Annotated in this window: 15 protein-coding genes; 6 read left to right on the forward strand and 9 right to left on the reverse strand. The window is 59.3% G+C overall.

Annotated elements, in window-relative coordinates:
• Positions 1 to 16: 16 nt before the first annotated feature.
• From hpf to AC1DWM_RS11330, 4 genes are read left to right on the forward strand one after another with little or no spacing between them, the layout of a single operon-like run.
• Positions 17 to 325: a ribosome hibernation-promoting factor, HPF/YfiA family gene (gene hpf, locus AC1DWM_RS11315; RefSeq protein WP_046026821.1), complete on the forward strand. Its 309-nt coding sequence runs from the start codon at positions 17 to 19 to the stop codon at positions 323 to 325.
• Positions 326 to 337: 12 nt separating this feature from the next.
• The gene (ptsN, locus tag AC1DWM_RS11320; RefSeq protein ID WP_223516504.1) at positions 338 to 802 is read left to right on the forward strand and encodes a PTS IIA-like nitrogen regulatory protein PtsN; all 465 of its coding nucleotides are present in this window, start codon (positions 338 to 340) and stop codon (positions 800 to 802) included.
• Between the two features lie 2 nt (positions 803 to 804).
• Complete coding sequence (gene rapZ, locus AC1DWM_RS11325) at positions 805 to 1662, forward strand: RNase adapter RapZ (protein ID WP_223516503.1); 858 nt, start codon at positions 805 to 807, stop codon at positions 1660 to 1662.
• Between the two features lie 15 nt (positions 1663 to 1677).
• The gene (locus AC1DWM_RS11330; protein WP_223516502.1) at positions 1678 to 1950 is read left to right on the forward strand and encodes an HPr family phosphocarrier protein; all 273 of its coding nucleotides are present in this window, start codon (positions 1678 to 1680) and stop codon (positions 1948 to 1950) included.
• Positions 1951 to 2106: 156 nt separating this feature from the next.
• Here AC1DWM_RS11330 and pmbA read toward each other — a convergent pair whose 3' ends face one another.
• Positions 2107 to 3453, reverse strand: a complete 1347-nt coding sequence (pmbA, locus tag AC1DWM_RS11335; protein WP_027924526.1) for a metalloprotease PmbA — start codon at positions 3451 to 3453, stop codon at positions 2107 to 2109.
• Between the two features lie 107 nt (positions 3454 to 3560).
• On the opposite strand from pmbA, the gene yjgA reads away from it, so the two are divergent.
• On the forward strand, positions 3561 to 4085 hold the full coding sequence (gene yjgA / locus AC1DWM_RS11340; RefSeq protein WP_007901505.1) for a ribosome biogenesis factor YjgA: 525 nt from the start codon (positions 3561 to 3563) through the stop codon (positions 4083 to 4085).
• 60 nt (positions 4086 to 4145) lie between these two features.
• Here yjgA and tldD read toward each other — a convergent pair whose 3' ends face one another.
• The 8 genes from tldD to mreB form a co-directional block, all read right to left on the reverse strand.
• Positions 4146 to 5588 (reverse strand): metalloprotease TldD, encoded by a 1443-nt coding sequence (tldD, locus tag AC1DWM_RS11345; protein WP_223516501.1) that lies wholly within the window; start codon positions 5586 to 5588, stop codon positions 4146 to 4148.
• A gap of 18 nt (positions 5589 to 5606) precedes the next feature.
• On the reverse strand, positions 5607 to 6455 hold the full coding sequence (locus AC1DWM_RS11350; protein ID WP_477795215.1) for a carbon-nitrogen hydrolase family protein: 849 nt from the start codon (positions 6453 to 6455) through the stop codon (positions 5607 to 5609).
• Positions 6456 to 6676: 221 nt separating this feature from the next.
• Positions 6677 to 10480: a YhdP family protein gene (locus tag AC1DWM_RS11355; protein ID WP_477795216.1), complete on the reverse strand. Its 3804-nt coding sequence runs from the start codon at positions 10478 to 10480 to the stop codon at positions 6677 to 6679.
• A 75-nt stretch (positions 10481 to 10555) separates the two neighbouring features.
• Positions 10556 to 12013, reverse strand: a complete 1458-nt coding sequence (rng, locus tag AC1DWM_RS11360; RefSeq protein ID WP_223516498.1) for a ribonuclease G — start codon at positions 12011 to 12013, stop codon at positions 10556 to 10558.
• Positions 12014 to 12070: 57 nt separating this feature from the next.
• A complete protein-coding gene (locus tag AC1DWM_RS11365) occupies positions 12071 to 12667 on the reverse strand; it encodes a Maf family protein (RefSeq protein WP_223516497.1) in 597 nt (198 codons plus the stop codon).
• A 48-nt stretch (positions 12668 to 12715) separates the two neighbouring features.
• Positions 12716 to 13207 (reverse strand): rod shape-determining protein MreD, encoded by a 492-nt coding sequence (gene mreD / locus AC1DWM_RS11370; protein WP_223516488.1) that lies wholly within the window; start codon positions 13205 to 13207, stop codon positions 12716 to 12718.
• Positions 13207 to 14361 carry a rod shape-determining protein MreC gene (gene mreC, locus AC1DWM_RS11375; protein WP_223516697.1) on the reverse strand — a complete coding sequence of 385 codons (1155 nt, stop codon included), beginning with the start codon at positions 14359 to 14361 and terminating at the stop codon, positions 13207 to 13209. The genes mreD and mreC overlap by 1 nt, the downstream gene beginning before the upstream one ends.
• A 142-nt stretch (positions 14362 to 14503) precedes the next feature.
• A complete protein-coding gene (gene mreB, locus AC1DWM_RS11380) occupies positions 14504 to 15541 on the reverse strand; it encodes a rod shape-determining protein MreB (RefSeq protein WP_002555108.1) in 1038 nt (345 codons plus the stop codon).
• A gap of 211 nt (positions 15542 to 15752) precedes the next feature.
• On the opposite strand from mreB, the gene gatC reads away from it, so the two are divergent.
• Positions 15753 to 16040, forward strand: coding sequence for an Asp-tRNA(Asn)/Glu-tRNA(Gln) amidotransferase subunit GatC (gatC, locus tag AC1DWM_RS11385; RefSeq protein ID WP_046026838.1), 288 nt, complete (start codon positions 15753 to 15755; stop codon positions 16038 to 16040).
• Position 16041 lies beyond the last annotated feature (1 nt).

Consider the following 16041-nt stretch of genomic DNA (forward strand, 5'->3'; position numbering starts at 1 on the left):
ACGAAGGAGAAGCTGTATGCAAGTCAACATCAGTGGACACCAACTGGAAGTGACCGAACCTCTTCGCACCTACATCGGCGAAAAACTCGAACGATTAGAGCGGCATTTCGACAAGATCACCAACGTGCAGGTCACGATGACGGTCGAGAAGCTGAAGCAGAAAATCGAAGCCACCCTGCATATTCCCGGCAATGAAGTGGTCGCAAACGCGGAACATACCGATATGTACGCGGCGATCGACTCACTGACCGACAAGCTGGATAAACAACTCAAAAAGCATAAGGAAAAGACCCAGAGCCTCCTCCAGGGTGCGACCGGTCGTTAACACTCCCAACCCATGATCCGACTTGAAAACATCCTGACCCCCGGCCGTTCCCTCGTGAACGTGCCGGGCGGCAGTAAAAAGAAAGCCCTCGAGCAAATTGCCAACCTGATCGCCCGGGAAGTGCCGGATCTGGAGATGCAAGATGTCTTCGAGGCATTGATTGCCCGTGAAAAACTCGGCTCGACCGGTTTTGGCAACGGCATCGCCATCCCCCACTGTCGCCTGAAGGGCTGCGAGTCACCCATCAGCGCCTTGATGCACCTTGACGCCCCCATTGATTTCGACGCCATCGACGGCGCCCCGGTTGACCTGCTGTTTGTACTGCTGGTCCCGCAAGCGGCTACCGATGCGCACCTGGAACTGCTCCGCCAGATCGCCAGCATGCTCGATCGCAAGGAAGTCCGTGATCGTCTTCGCAGCGCTCCGAGCAACGAAGCCTTGTATCAGGTTGTCCTGGACGAGCAAAACGGTCAGTAATCATGCGCTTGATCATAGTCAGCGGCCGCTCCGGCTCAGGTAAAAGCACCGTCCTCGATGTTCTCGAGGACAACGGCTACTACTGCATCGACAACCTGCCCGCCGGCCTGCTGCCGGAGTTGGCGGAACGCGCACTGATTCATACCGAACTGGCACAACCGCTGGTCGCCGTATCCATTGATGCGCGTAACTTGCCGAGTCACCTTTCGCGGTTTCCCGAACTGCTGGATGAAGTCCGGAGCCGGCATATCAAGTGCGATGTGCTGTACCTGGACGCCGACGTAGAAACCCTGCTCAAGCGCTTTTCCGAAACCCGCCGTCGTCACCCGCTGAGCAACGCCAACCGTTCGTTGGCAGAAGCCATCGAGGACGAAAGTAATCTGCTGGGTCCGATCGCCGATCTGGCAGATCTCAAAATCAATACCACCCACCTGAACCTGTATCAGCTGCGCGATACCATCAAGCTGCGCCTGTTGAACCAGCCGGAAGCCGGTACTGCGTTCCTGGTCGAGTCTTTCGGATTCAAGCGCGGCATGCCGGTCGACGCAGACCTGGTGTTCGACGTGCGCTGCCTGCCCAACCCTTATTGGAAGCCGGAATTGCGCGCTCAGTCCGGGCTTGATCAACCGGTGGCCGAGTACCTGGCAGCCCAACCGGACGTCGAAGAGATGTTCCAGGACATATCATCGTATTTGCTCAAGTGGCTGCCGCGCTTTGCCGCGAGCAACCGCGCTTATGTCACCATCGCCATTGGCTGCACCGGAGGACATCATCGCTCCGTCTACCTGACCGAACGTCTGGGCCAGGTCCTGCAACAATCCCTGAAGAACGTCCAGGTCCGCCACCGCGACCTCAGCTAAAGGATTCACATCGCGATGCCTGCTCTGGAAATCGAAATCATCAACAAGCTGGGCCTGCATGCCCGTGCTTCTGCAAAATTTGTTGGAGTGGCGGGTAAGTATCCGTGTCAGATCAGGGCAGGGAAGACGCCAGAATCAATGGTTGACGGGAAAAGTATCATGGCCATGATGATGCTCGCCGCCGGCAAAGGCACCAGAATTCACTTGAGTACCGAAGGCGAGCAAGAACAGGAAGCGCTGGATGCGCTGGTGGCGTTGATCAATAACTTTTTCGAAGAAGGCGAGTAAAAACTGCCCTCTGTAGCAGCTGCCGCAAGCTGCGTCAGGCTTCGCCAGCTGCTACAACGTCCGCATAGGCGGCTGACTCCCACAGGGGACGGTGCAAGGCGCATAAAAAAGGCGCGCCACCCAATTGGGTGGCGCGCCTTTTTTAAGCGGTAAGGGTTAGCTACCCGCCACCGTCATCCGCTCGATCAGCACCGACCCCGTGCGAATGTTGCTGCGCAACTCCAGGTCATTACCGACCGCAACGATCTGCTTGAACATGTCACGCATGTTGCCGGCGATGGTGACTTCCTGCACCGCGAACTGGATCTCACCGTTCTCGACCCAGAAACCCGCCGCGCCTCGGGAGTAATCGCCGGTGACCATGTTCAGGCCCTGGCCCATCAGTTCCGTGACCAACAAGCCACGACCCATGCGGCGCAACAACGCGGCCTGATCTTCGTCCCCATGGGTGACGAACAGGTTGTGCACGCCGCCAGCGTTGGCGGTGCTTGGCATGCCGAGCTTGCGCCCGGAGTACGTGCCGAGGATGTAGGAGACCAACTCACCCTTTTCGACGAACGGTTTGGCGTAAGTCGCCAGGCCATCGCCATCGAATGCGGAACTGCCCAAGGCGCGCATCAAGTGCGGACGCTCGTCGATGGTCAACCATTCCGGGAACAGCTTCTGACCCAGCGTGCCTTCCAGGAACGATGATTTTCGATACAGACTTCCGCCGGAAATGGCCGAGAGGAAGCTGCCAAACAAACCACCGGCCAACTCAGCGGAAAACAGCACCGGCACTTCGCAGGTCGGCACCGGACGCGCACCCAGACGGCTCGCCGCCCGTTGCGCGGCACGCTGACCAATGCTCACCGGGTCGGCCAGCAAATTGCCCTGACGGTTTACGTCGTACCAGTAATCGCGCTGCATCTGACCGTCGGCCTCGGCGATCATCACGCAGCTCAAGCTGTGGCGCGTCGACGCGTAGCCGCCGATAAATCCGTGGCTGTTGCCGTACACGCGGCAACCCTGATGGGTGCTGAGCGTGGTGCCGTCAGCGTTCTTGATCCGGCTGTCGGTGGCAAACGCGGCGGCTTCGCAGGCCAACGCTTGTTCGATGGCTTGCTCCGGCGTGATATCCCATTGGTGGAACAGGTCGAAATCCTGCAGATCGCGAGCCATCAGCGCGGCATCAGCCAGGCCCGAGGCTTCGTCTTCGGAAGTGTGTTTGGCGATGGCCAGCGCCGCAGCGACGGTCTCGCGAATCGCCTCAGGACCGCTCGCCGAGGTGCTGGCCGAACCTTTGCGCTGGCCGACGTACAAGGTGATGCCAAAACCCTGATCGCGGTTGAATTCGACAGTTTCGACCTCACGCTGACGCACCGACGTTGACAGGCCCTGCTCCAGGGACACGGCAACTTCACAGGCGCTGGCGCCCTGACGCTTGGCTTCAGCGATGATCTGCTCGACTTGTTCTTGCAGTGCCGGCAACGCTTGTGGGCCGACGCTTTCAACTGCACTCATGCTGTTCTCCACTCAAATTCTGCTTTCGGTATGGCCTTCGAGCGACCGGGCCGGACAAGCGGCCCCCGACTGGTTATCATGGCGGCGTTTCTTTGCGGACGGCCACCATGGTTGATTCTTACGACGACTCCCTCGATACGGGAGAAAAAAGCAAATCCCAGGTTAAACGCGAGCTTCATGCTCTGGTTGACCTTGGCGAGCGCCTTACAACACTCAAGCCTGACTTGCTGGCAAAACTGCCGTTGACCGACGCTATGCGCCGGGCCCTGGCCGATGCGCCCAAGCACACCGCGAATATCGCGCGTAAACGGCACCTTATGTTCATCGGCAAACTGATGCGCGATCAGGACACTGACGCCATTCTGACTTTGCTCGATCAACTCGATGCCTCCACCCGGCAGTACAACGAACGTTTCCATGGCCTGGAACGCTGGCGCGATCGCTTGATCGCGGGCGACGATGCAGTCCTGGAGAAGTTCGTGCTCGACTACCCGGAGGCTGATCGTCAGCAATTGCGCTCCCTGATCCGTCAGGCCCAGCACGAATTGGCGACCAACAAGCCACCGGCATCGAGCCGTAAAATCTTCAAGTACATCCGTGAGCTGGACGAGACTCAACGCGGTCTGCGTTAAGTCCCTTCCGGGGTGAGCCGCCAAGCGGCTCACCCGAAGCTTCACTTTTTCAAAAGCCACTTATGCGCCTGTGCCACCCACAGTGATCGCATCGATTTTCAGCGTTGGCTGGCCGACACCCACCGGCACCGACTGCCCATCCTTGCCGCACGTCCCAACGCCGCTGTCCAGCGCCAGATCGTTACCGACCATCGACACCTTGCTCATGGCTTCCGGACCGTTGCCGATCAATGTCGCGCCTTTGACCGGCGCAGTAATCTTGCCGTCTTCGATCAGATACGCTTCGCTGGTGGAGAACACAAACTTGCCGCTGGTGATGTCCACCTGTCCACCACCGAGGTTGGCGCAGTAAATGCCGCGCTTCACCGAGGCGATGATTTCTGCCGGATCGCTTTCGCCCGCCAGCATGTAGGTGTTGGTCATGCGCGGCATTGGCAGGTGGGCGTAGGACTCACGACGACCGTTGCCGGTACGGGCCACGCCCATCAGGCGGGCGTTGAGCTTGTCCTGCATGTAGCCTTTGAGTACGCCATTTTCGATCAGCGTAGTGCACTCGGTCGGGGTGCCTTCGTCATCGACGCTCAGGGAGCCGCGACGGCCTGCCAACGTGCCGTCATCAACGATGGTGCACAGTTTGGACGCAACCATTTCGCCCATGCGCCCGCTGTAGGCAGAGCTACCCTTGCGGTTGAAGTCGCCTTCCAGACCGTGGCCGACCGCTTCGTGCAGCAGCACGCCGGACCAGCCGGAACCCAACACCACCGGCAGCGTACCGGCCGGTGCCGGAATGGCTTCAAGGTTGACGAGTGCCTGACGCAACGCTTCACGGGCGTAGCCCATGGCGCGGTCGTCACCGAGGAAATAGCGGTAATCGGTACGCCCGCCGCCACCATGTCCACCGCGCTCGCGGCGACCGTTTTGCTCGACGATCACGCTCACATTGAAGCGCACCAGCGGTCGTACATCGGCGGCCAGGCTGCCATCAGTGGACGCGATGAGGATACGTTCCCAGACACCGGCCATGCTCACGGTCACTTGCTGGATACGTGGGTCGAGGGCGCGAGTGGCTGCATCGATGCGTTTGAGGAGTTCGACTTTTTCGGCACGGGTCATCACTTCCAGCGGGTTATCGGGCCCGTACAACTGGGCGACGTCCTGCGTGGTGAACGCCTGCACCGTACCATTCTGCCCGGCGCGGGAGATCGAACGCGCGGCACGGGCCGCCGCACCGAGGGCTTCCAGAGTGATGGCATTGCTGTAGGCAAAACCGGTTTTTTCACCCGATTGCGCACGCACGCCGACGCCTTGGTCGAGGTTAAAGCTGCCTTCCTTGACGATCCCGTCCTCCAGCGCCCAGGACTCGGAAATCTGCCCCTGGAAATACAGGTCGGCGGCATCGATGCCCGGGCCGGCCAGATCGCCGAGCACGCCTTGCAGGCTCTCGATCGTTACGCCGCCGGGCGCCAGGAGGTGTTCACTGACTGAGGACAACAACTCGCTCATATGCTTTACGCCTTAAATTCATCGTTCTGAGGCAGGTCGCTGAGCGCCCTGCGAGAAAAAGCGCCGGTGACTGGACACCGGCATCCGCGCCCTGATGGACGCCTGTTCGCTGCTATCGCGTTCGGCCAGCAGCACGGCCTCGCCTTGATCCTGTTGCGCCAGCACCCGCCCCCAGGGGTCGATGATTGCGGCATGCCCCCAGGTTTCTCGCGGCCCTGGATGAGTCCCACCCTGAGCGGCCGCCAGCACATAACATTGCGTCTCGATGGCGCGGGCGCGAATCAGCACATCCCAATGCGCAGCACCGGTCACCGCCGTGAACGCCGACGGCGCAGTAATCAGCTCCGCTCCGGCGGCGCGTAATTCGCTGTACAGCTCCGGGAAGCGCAGGTCATAACACACCGTCAGCCCGACTCGACCGACCGGTGTATCCGCAACCACCACCCCACTGCCATAAGCATAGTCATCGGACTCGCGGTAACGCCCACGATTGTCCGCCACGTCCACGTCGAACAAATGCAGCTTGTCGTAGCGCGCCACCGTCTCGCCATGATCATTCACCAACAGCGAGCAGGCATGCACTTTCGCCGTCGGCTGATCCACCGGCGGCAACGGCAACGTGCCGGCCACTATCCATAACTTGAGGTCGAGGGCGGTCTGTTTCAACCATGGCAGGATAGGGCCGTCGCCCAACGCTTCGGCACGGCCGATGTCGGCGATGTCGCGACGGCCCATCGCGGCGAAGTTTTCCGGCAATACGGCGAGTTGCGCACCGCCGGCCGCCGCCTGTTCGAGCAGCCGGCGTGCCTGAGTCAGGTTGGCCAGCACGTCGCTCTGGCTGACCATTTGAATCACCGCTACCGACATGGTCTTTCCTTACTTGAGAAGTGTCAGCCTGTAGCAGCTGGCGGAGCCTGCGTCCGGCTGCGCAGCAGTCGTAAAATCGGTCGACATGGTCTTTCAGATAAACCGTGCAATCCGGATTTACGACTGCTGCGCAGCCGGACGCAGGCTTCGCCAGCTGCTACACGACCTGCGTTTAACCATGCTACTCCATCGGCCCGGGACATGGCTTTTGAAAAAGAGCGTCAAAAAGGCTTGTCGAAAGTGATTTTCGGATCTTTCCACGGGCCTTTGACCGTGTATTGGACACTGGCAAAACGGGCCATGCGGTCACCGATCAGTTTGTCGATCAGGAACAGCGCGCCGCCGACAGCCGGAGCGCCGACAAGCAACGCCGCGATCGGCAAGTTATTGGTCACCGGCAACGTCACCAGCATCTTGGCGTCGATCCGGTCACCCACCAGGTTCAAGGTGCCATCAAGTTCAAGGTTGGTGGACGGACCGGTCATCCGGATCGGTTCACGGGTGACGTAGACGCCATTGGTCCCGACCAGCACACCTTTGACCCGGTCATAACTCAGGCCTTTTCCGAACAAGTCGGAAAAGTCCAGGCGCAAGCGTCGACCGATGGAGTTGAAATTAAGCAGGCCGAAGACTTTCAGGGCCTGGGCACTGGCGTCGACCTCAACAATCTGGCCCTTGGTAATCGTCGCATCAAGGGTGCCGGAGAAACGCTTGGTGGCCAGCCAGGCCGGCGAACCGGGCCAGCGACCGTCAACGTCTGTATGAAATTTTTCACTGGTGACACTCGGCGCAAAGCCCCAGGCTTTGAGCACATCGGCAAGATTCTTGCCGCTGATCCGCCCCTTGTACCAACTGCTGGAGTTACCGGGCACGCCTTCCCAGCCGCCACTGCCTTGCAACAGAATCCCTTTGAGGCCCATGTCCAGCGCATTGAGCGCAATACCCTTCCCGGTCGGACGGATTTTCATTGACCAGCCGCCCACCAGATCCTGCCCCAGGAACAGCTGGTTGATGGTGATGTCCAGCGCCGGAATTTTTGTCGGGTCCACCGTGACCAATGGATCGGGCGCGTTCTCGTCGGTCACTACCTTGGGATCCGCTGCGGGCAGGCGCACGTATTGCAGATTGACCGTGATCGGTGCGCCTTTCGCATCCGGAACTCCGACGGTGCCTTTGACCTGCTGACTGTCGAGTTGCAGAGCCCAATTGGCGGGCTTTCGGTTCAGCTGCACAGAAGCCTGATCGAGGGTAGCGCCCAGCGCACTGAGCTTGCCAACCTTGAAGTCCGCACTGCTGAGCAACTGTTTGGCACTGTCGCCCGAAACCTGGCCGGCGTACTTGTCGACCAAATCCTTCCACGGGCCGACATCCAGCTCCGACAGCACGCCCCGCACCCGCAGACCTTTGGCACCGGGCAATACGGCATCGCCACCACCGAGGAACAGCTCACCACGCCCCTCGGAAAAATTGCCGTTCGGTGCTGCAAACGTAAAGTTTGCCAACTGACCATAGTTGACCCAGTAGCGCCGATCTGGCCCTTGCAAGGTCATGCGAAACGACGTATCGCGGCCAGCATCGGCCGTCATGCCGAACGGAGCCGGTAAATCGACTGTCACACCTTTGAGGTTGGAATTGACTATCAACTGACTGTTAGCGCCGTCCAGGTTCAGTTGCAGCCGATATGGGATCACCCCGAAAACCGGTACCGGCTGAGTCACGTGCAACCAGTCAGTGAGTTTTTTGACTTCGACCTGACCGGAAGCCGTGACGCGTGTCTTGAGTTGACTCGCATTGCCATCGGCGAAAATCTGCGCAGTGACCGGCTTATCAAAGGCGCGGGCGCTGATGTGCTGCCCGCTCAACCCCTTGGTGCTGTCAAAGCGGAAATCGCCCTTGAGTTGAGTCAATTCCAGCACTGGTTCAGCCAGTTTCAGTCGCGCCTTGGCGGTCTTGAAGTCGACGATAATCTTCGGCTGCTCGCCTTTGGCCAGCGGGATATCCAATTTCACTTTACCCTGTAGATCCCCCTCACCTTCCCAACCGGCGAAGGTTGCAGCAGTGCCTATCGGCGCTTCCTGAAGAATTTTCAAGCCATCGCGCAAGTCGCCGGCGAATCCACCGTCGAGGAATAGATGGACGTTTTTTCCATCAGGGACATGGGGAATATCGACGTAAATATCGCGAACCTGCGTGTCGAGCAACTGGCCCTTGCTGGCCAGAACCCGCACGCCACTGTCTTCAACAAACACATCACCTGTGACCTTGCTGACATGCGGCCAGCCCGGCTGGAAAGCCAGCTCGGCATCGTGCACCTTGAAGAACAGGCTGATGCTGCGGTCGGTATCGCCGGCGCCAGGTTTCAGCGACCCCTGATACTGGAAGAAACCTTCGTCCACAGCGCCCTTGATAATGGCCGTACGCAGCCATTCGTCCAGCGCCGGGCTGAGCATTGTCGGCAGGTACTTGGCGGTGTAACTGCCATCCCCATCGACCATGCCGACCCGCAGATCCATGTAGTCATCCTGAGTGGGATCGAAATGCAGGCGAATCAGGAAGTCGCCGGCAATCTTGCCCTCTTCACCGAGCACCTTGAGGTACGGCGCGATCAAGGTGAAGCCTTCTTTGTCGAGCTTCCAGGTCAGCGTCGCGTTGGCCTGAAGGTATTGCCATGGCTTGGCGAAAATGGGGGTCAGGTGCAGGACAAAGTCCTTGCTGTCCATGCGCAGCTCGCCCTTGCCGAGGTCACCGCTGATGCTGCCGCTGACATTTCGCGCCGCCGGAGCGCCGTAATAGGCATCAAAACCTACCCGGTCGAGGTTCGCGGCAAAGCTGAACTTGCTGTCGTCAGTGGCATTGGGTCTAAAGTCGATCAGCACATTGCGCAGCCCGCCGGTCACCTTGAGCTTTTCGACCGCCGTGGCAACACCTTCGGGCAGTGGACCCAAGGCGTTCAGCAGCGGCGTAAGCGGGGTGAGGTCGAGGCGGTCGGCTTGCAAGTGCCAGAGCTCTTCGACCTTGTCGGTCGCTGAAGTTTGTTTGAGTTGCAGATGCGATTCCCAGCGCGTCTCGCCGAAGCTCATGGCCAGGGGATCCAGGGTCACCACGACGCCTTCGGCGCTGCGCTGGAAATAGCCTGTGAGCGCCAGATTGTTGATCTGGATCGGCTTGCGTTCGGCGTAAGCCCCTTTGAGCTGCAGTGCGTTCAAGCGGATTGCAGCGCTTTGCAGTGTGCCCTGGCCCCAATTGATCCAGAGCTCGCCACCGGCCTTGATCTCGGAAAAATTCCATTGCTGGGTAAGGCGTTCGGGCAGCCACTTCGACCAATCACTTTGCGGCAGGCTCAGGTAAGCCTCGGCTTCACCATCGCGCCATTCACTGGCGCGGATATGGGTGCGAAGGCTCATGGCCACTGGTTGGCCGTCTGGCAAGGTCAACCGGGCATCAAGGCGCTGGCGGGCAGCACCGACTTTCAAATTAAGGCCGACGTAGGTCAGGGTCAGCGGCGGATGATCCAGTGGTTGCAAGGTCACCTGACTGTCAATCACCGACAACTGCTGGACCATCTGCAGACGGTTGAGCAGTTGTTCAGGGTCAAGCGGCTGATCCTTCTGCACCGGTAGACCTTCAAGCGCCCACTTCCCGTCGTCACCTTCCTTGAGGCTGATCTTCAGGCCGTTGAGTTCCAGGTGAGCGATGCGCAGCTGGCGAGCCAACAAACTTTCCACCAGGTCCGGCACCGCACGCACCTGGTCCAGGCGCAGGGCATTTGCGCCCTCTCCGACTGTCACATCATGAGCCAGCAAGATCGGCGCAAAACCACTCCAGTTACCTTCCAGCTTGCCGATTTTCAGCGGCATGCCCAAGGCTTCGCTGGCTTTGGTTTCGGCTTCTGTACGGTATTCGGCCACCAGAGGCGTCAGYTCMCGGCCAAGGCTGACGTACAACGCCATCAACACCAATAACAACGCGCACAGGCCCAGCCCCCAGCGGGTCAGTGCGACCAATATGCGTGTCAGACGCTCCATGTCAGGTGGCTCCCATGGCAAAAATGCTGCAAAAAGCTGAGGCCAGCCGTTCTAGTAAGGATGAAACACAGCGATTCAGAGCAACACCACGTCGTATTGTTCCTGGGAATACATGGTTTCCACCTGGAATCGAATCGTGCGTCCGATAAATCCTTCCAGTTCGGCAACATTACCTGACTCTTCATCGAGCAATCGGTCGACTACTTTCTGGTTCGCCAATACACGATAGCCTTCCGCTTGATAGGCGCGCGCCTCGCGGAGGATTTCTCGAAAAATTTCGTAGCAGACCGTTTCCGGCGTCTTCAGTTTGCCTCGCCCCTGGCAGCTGCTGCACGGTTCGCACAGTACTTGTTCAAGACTTTCGCGGGTGCGCTTGCGGGTCATCTGCACCAGGCCCAATTCGGTAATGCCGATGATGTTGGTTTTGGCGTGGTCGCGTTCCAGTTGCTTCTCGAGCGTGCGCAATACCTGGCGCTGGTGTTCCTCGTCTTCCATGTCGATGAAGTCGATGATGATGATCCCGCCCAGATTGCGCAGGCGCAGCTGTCGGGCAATGGCGGTGGCGGCTTCAAGGTTGGTCTTGAAGATGGTTTCTTCAAGATTGCGATGGCCGACAAAAGCCCCGGTGTTGACGTCAATGGTGCTCATGGCTTCCGCCGGATCGACCACCAGGTAACCGCCCGACTTGAGCGGGACTTTGCGTTCCAGGGCTTTCTGGATTTCGTCTTCAACGCCATACAAATCGAAAATAGGCCGCTCGCCCGGATAGTGTTCAAGACGATCGGCGATTTCCGGCATCAGTTCGGCGACGAACTGTGTGGTTTTCTGGAAGGTTTCTCGGGAGTCGATGCGGATCTTCTCGATCTTCGGGCTCACCAGGTCACGCAAGGTCCGCAACGCCAGGCCGAGGTCTTCGTAGATCACACTCGGTGCGCTGATGGTTTTGATCTGCTCGTTGATCTGATCCCAGAGCCGGCGCAGGTAGCGGATGTCCATGAGGATCTCATCGGCGCCAGCCCCTTCGGCAGCGGTGCGCAAAATGAAGCCGCCAGCCTCTATGATGCCTTCTTTGGCCACGCAATCGGTGACCACCTGCTTGAGGCGCTCGCGCTCGGCCTCGTCTTCGATCTTCAGCGAAATACCGACGTGAGCGGTGCGCGGCATGTACACCAGATAACGCGATGGAATCGACAGCTGTGTCGTCAGGCGTGCGCCTTTGGAGCCGATCGGGTCTTTGGTGACCTGGACCACCAGGCTCTGGCCTTCATGGACCAAGGCACTGATGCTTTCGACCGCCGGGCCTTCGCGCAGGGAAATTTCCGAGGCGTGAATGAACGCCGCGCGGTCCAGACCGATGTCGACGAACGCCGCCTGCATGCCTGGTAATACCCGTACGACCTTGCCTTTATAGATGTTGCCGACGATCCCGCGCTTTTGCGTTCGCTCGACGTGGACCTCTTGCAGAACACCGTTTTCGACCACCGCCACGCGCGATTCCATCGGCGTGATGTTGATCAGAATCTCTTCACTCATGGCAGGGTCTCGTTCAGGCGTATTCACGATAATGGCTGCATCTTGTCAGTACGACGCTCAGCGCGCGTTAAGTGTTTGCCAACAGGGTATGCCGAAATGGCTGAGAAGTTCTGCGGTTTCGCACAGCGGCAATCCGACCACAGCCGAGTAACTGCCGTTGAGCCCGGCAACAAATACCGCCCCCAGTCCCTGAATTCCGTAGCCACCCGCCTTGTCGCGAGGCTCATGACTGGCCCAATAGGCTGCCGCTTCTTCGCGACTGATGTTGCGAAACCGCACCAGACTGCGCACCACCCGAGACTCGCAGCGCTCTGCGTCGAGTACGGCGATGGCGGTGAGCACTTCATGCTCACGGCCGGCCAACAGCATAAGCATGGCGCACGCTTCGGCTTCGTCCACCGGTTTACCAAGAATTTTGCCGTCCAGCACCACAGCGGTGTCAGCTCCCAGCACGCAAAAATCGGCATCGGACACGACGGTTCCGTGCCCGGCCTCGGCCTTGCCGCGCGCCAGGCGCTCGACATAAGCCGACGGGGATTCTTGAGGTAATGGGGTTTCATCGATGTCCGCGCTGATGGCGGAGAATGGCACGCCGATCTGCGTGAGCAGTTCACGCCGACGCGACGAGCCAGAGGCGAGGTATAGCTGTTTCATCAAGACATCTCCCTGTCTGGTGCAGGTGCGGGCAAATGCCTGACCGAATTAATTGATTTTGTAGCGCCGACGCAGACCACGCAAACCGTAGCTGACCCATGGCCACAGCAACGCACTGACCAGGGCCGGCAGTACCAGCGCCAGCGTTGGTTGACGATTACCGGTCAAGGCACTCAGCCATAGTTGAACAAGCTGTGCGAGGCCGAAGATCACCAGAATCACCAGGCTCTGCTGCCACATCGGGAACATGCGCAAGCGCTGTTGCAGCGACAGTACCAGGAAGGTGATCAACGTCAGGATCAGCGCATTCTGGCCAAGCAACGTGCCATAAAGCACGTCTTCAGCCAGTCCCAGGCACCAGGCGGTGAGCATGCCGACTTTTTGCGGCATGGCCAACGCCCAGAATGCGAGCAGCAACGCCAACCACAGCGGGCGGAGAATTTCCATGAATTGCGGCAACGGCGAGACGCTGAGCAACAGGCCGACGGCAAACGTTACCCAGACCATCCAGCCGTTTCGGGAGGCTTTGACACCGACCATTATTCTTGTCTCCCAGTGGTAGCCGGCGCGGGGACAGGCGGTTTGGCAGCAGGCTTCACGACGGTGGGTGGCGTTGCCGGCGGTTTAGCGGCTGCAGGTGCTGCCTCTGGCGGCTTTTTAGCGCCCGGTTTCGCAGCAGCAGGCTTGGCCGGAGTTGCAGTAGCCGGGGCAGCGGGCGCGACAGGTGCGGCCGGCGCGGCAGCAGGTGCAACCGTTGCAGCAGGTGCCACAGGAACCGGTTTGGGTACAGTCGCCGGAATGATCGGGCCACCGCCGTGCTGGTCCAGTGCTTCCTGCGCCTGGGCCGCTTCGTTGGCGCGCTCCTCGGCCGTGCGGCCGTCACTGTACACCAGCAGCAAATAACGGCTGCGGTTCAACGCGGCGGTCGGTACGGCGCGAACGATGGCAAACGGCTGTCCGGAGTCGTGAATCACTTCCTTGACCGTCGCCACCGGGTAACCCGCCGGGAACCGCTGACCAAGGCCGGAGCTGACCAGCAAATCACCTTCCTTGATGTCGGCGGTATCGGCTACGTGACGCAACTCGAGGCGTTCCGGGTTGCCGGTGCCGCTGGCAATCGCCCGCAGACCGTTACGGTTCACCTGCACGGGAATACTGTGGGTAGTGTCAGTCAGCAGCAATACGCGGGAGGTGTAGGGCATCAACTCGACCACCTGCCCCATCAGGCCACGCGCATCGAGCACCGGCTGACCGAGGATCACACCGTCGCGCTCACCTTTGTTGATGATGATGCGATGGGTGAAAGGGTTAGGGTCCATGCCGATCAACTCGGCCACTTCGACCTTCTCGTTAACCAACGCGGAGGAGTTGAGCAACTCGCGCAGCCGAACGTTCTGCTCGGTGAGGGCGGCAAGCTTCTGCATGCGGCCTTGCAACAGCAGGTTTTCGGTTTTGAGTTTTTCGTTTTCGGCGACGAGTTCGGTACGGCTGCCAAATTGGCTGGCCACACCCTGCCATAGCCGCTGCGGCAGGTCGGTGATCCAGTAAGACTGCATCAGCACCAGCGACATTTGGCTACGCACTGGCTTGAGCAGTGTGAAGCGGGCATCGACCACCATCAGCGCGACCGATAGCACGACCAGCACCAACAAGCGCACGCCCAGTGAAGGCCCTTTGGTGAAAAGCGGTTTAATAAGCCGCTCCTCCCAGGCAAATGTTCTCTTTATTCATACGGCATCAAACCGGCCTGGATGCAGACTGACAGAAGATAAACGCCAACAGGCAGCACTGCAAAGTGCTGCCTGCGCGCCAACAGCATAGATGCAACCGGCGAAATCACTCGCTGGAAAGCAGGTCCATGGTGTGTTTATCCATCATTTCCAACGCACGGCCACCGCCGCGAGCAACGCAGGTCAGCGGGTCTTCGGCGACGATCACCGGCAGACCTGTTTCCTGGGCCAGCAACTTGTCGAGGTCACGCAGCAAGGCGCCACCACCGGTCAGTACCAGACCGCGCTCGGCGATGTCGGACGCCAGCTCGGGAGGCGATTGCTCCAGTGCACTTTTCACAGCCTGAACGATGGTGGCCAGGGACTCTTGCAGAGCTTCCAGCACTTCATTGGAGTTCAGGGTGAAAGCACGTGGAACGCCTTCGGCCAGGTTACGACCACGAACGTCGACTTCACGCACTTCGCCGCCCGGGTAGGCCGTACCGATTTCCTGCTTGATGCGCTCGGCGGTGGACTCGCCGATCAGGCTGCCGTAGTTGCGACGCACGTAAGTGATGATCGCTTCGTCGAAGCGGTCGCCGCCAACCCGTACGGATTCGGCGTAAACCACACCGTTCAGGGAGATCAGTGCGATTTCGGTAGTACCACCACCGATATCGACCACCATCGAACCGCGTGCTTCTTCAACCGGCAGACCGGCACCGATCGCGGCAGCCATTGGTTCTTCGATCAGGAACACTTCACGAGCACCGGCACCAAGGGCCGATTCACGGATGGCACGACGCTCAACCTGAGTGGATTTGCACGGAACGCAGATCAGCACACGAGGGCTAGGCTGCAGAAAGCTGTTTTCGTGAACCTTGTTGATAAAATATTGCAGCATCTTTTCGCAGACGCTGAAATCGGCAATCACGCCGTCCTTCATCGGACGAATGGCAGCAATGTTGCCCGGCGTTCGGCCGAGCATGCGCTTCGCTTCGGTGCCGACAGCAACGACACTTTTCTGGTTACCGTGTGTCCGAATAGCCACAACCGATGGCTCATTCAGGACGATACCGCGCTCGCGCACGTAAATAAGGGTGTTGGCAGTGCCCAGGTCAATGGAAAGATCGCTGGAAAACATGCCACGCAGTTTCTTGAACATGGGAAAGGGACCCTAGGCAACGCGTGGGTAAAAAAGTGCGGCAAACTCTAACAACGACAGGGATTTTGGGCAAGGCGCCAATATGTTAAATTGGCCGCTTTTCTGTGCACCAACCCCCACAATCGCGGCCTTATGACCGTAGAAATGCGGTAGTGTTCAGACAATCTAACACACGGACGCCGTCCGTTCTGTTTTCCACTGGAGAATCGCAATGGCGCTTGAACGCTCCGACGTGGAAAAAATCGCTCATTTGGCCTGCCTTGGCCTCAATGATGCCGATCTTCCACAAATCACCTCAGCCCTGAACAGCATTCTGGGTCTGGTCGACGAAATGCAGGCGGTCAATACCGACGGTATCGAGCCGCTGGCCCACCCACTGGAAGCCAGCCAGCGCCTGCGTGCAGACGTCGTGACCGAGACCAATCATCGCGAGGCCTATCAGTCCATCGCACCAGCGGTCGAAAACGGCCTGTACCTGGTTCCGAAAGTCATCGACTAAA

It is taken from the genome of Pseudomonas sp. P4_C8 (assembly GCF_056401975.1).

What these genes read in the sequence shown, in the direction of transcription:
- rapZ (WP_223516503.1), top strand. Translation starts at nt 805, where the DNA reads ATGCGCTTGATCATAGTCAGCGGCCGCTCCGGCTCAGGTAAAAGCACC.
- AC1DWM_RS11330 (WP_223516502.1), top strand. Translation starts at nt 1,678, where the DNA reads ATGCCTGCTCTGGAAATCGAAATCATCAACAAGCTGGGCCTGCATGCC.
- AC1DWM_RS11350 (WP_477795215.1), bottom strand. Translation starts at nt 6,455, where the DNA reads ATGTCGGTAGCGGTGATTCAAATGGTCAGCCAGAGCGACGTGCTGGCC.
- gatC (WP_046026838.1), top strand. Translation starts at nt 15,753, where the DNA reads ATGGCGCTTGAACGCTCCGACGTGGAAAAAATCGCTCATTTGGCCTGC.
- rng (WP_223516498.1), bottom strand. Translation starts at nt 12,013, where the DNA reads ATGAGTGAAGAGATTCTGATCAACATCACGCCGATGGAATCGCGCGTG.
- AC1DWM_RS11365 (WP_223516497.1), bottom strand. Translation starts at nt 12,667, where the DNA reads ATGAAACAGCTATACCTCGCCTCTGGCTCGTCGCGTCGGCGTGAACTG.
- mreD (WP_223516488.1), bottom strand. Translation starts at nt 13,207, where the DNA reads ATGGTCGGTGTCAAAGCCTCCCGAAACGGCTGGATGGTCTGGGTAACG.
- ptsN (WP_223516504.1), top strand. Translation starts at nt 338, where the DNA reads ATGATCCGACTTGAAAACATCCTGACCCCCGGCCGTTCCCTCGTGAAC.
- mreB (WP_002555108.1), bottom strand. Translation starts at nt 15,541, where the DNA reads ATGTTCAAGAAACTGCGTGGCATGTTTTCCAGCGATCTTTCCATTGAC.
- hpf (WP_046026821.1), top strand. Translation starts at nt 17, where the DNA reads ATGCAAGTCAACATCAGTGGACACCAACTGGAAGTGACCGAACCTCTT.
- yjgA (WP_007901505.1), top strand. Translation starts at nt 3,561, where the DNA reads ATGGTTGATTCTTACGACGACTCCCTCGATACGGGAGAAAAAAGCAAA.
- tldD (WP_223516501.1), bottom strand. Translation starts at nt 5,588, where the DNA reads ATGAGCGAGTTGTTGTCCTCAGTCAGTGAACACCTCCTGGCGCCCGGC.
- pmbA (WP_027924526.1), bottom strand. Translation starts at nt 3,453, where the DNA reads ATGAGTGCAGTTGAAAGCGTCGGCCCACAAGCGTTGCCGGCACTGCAA.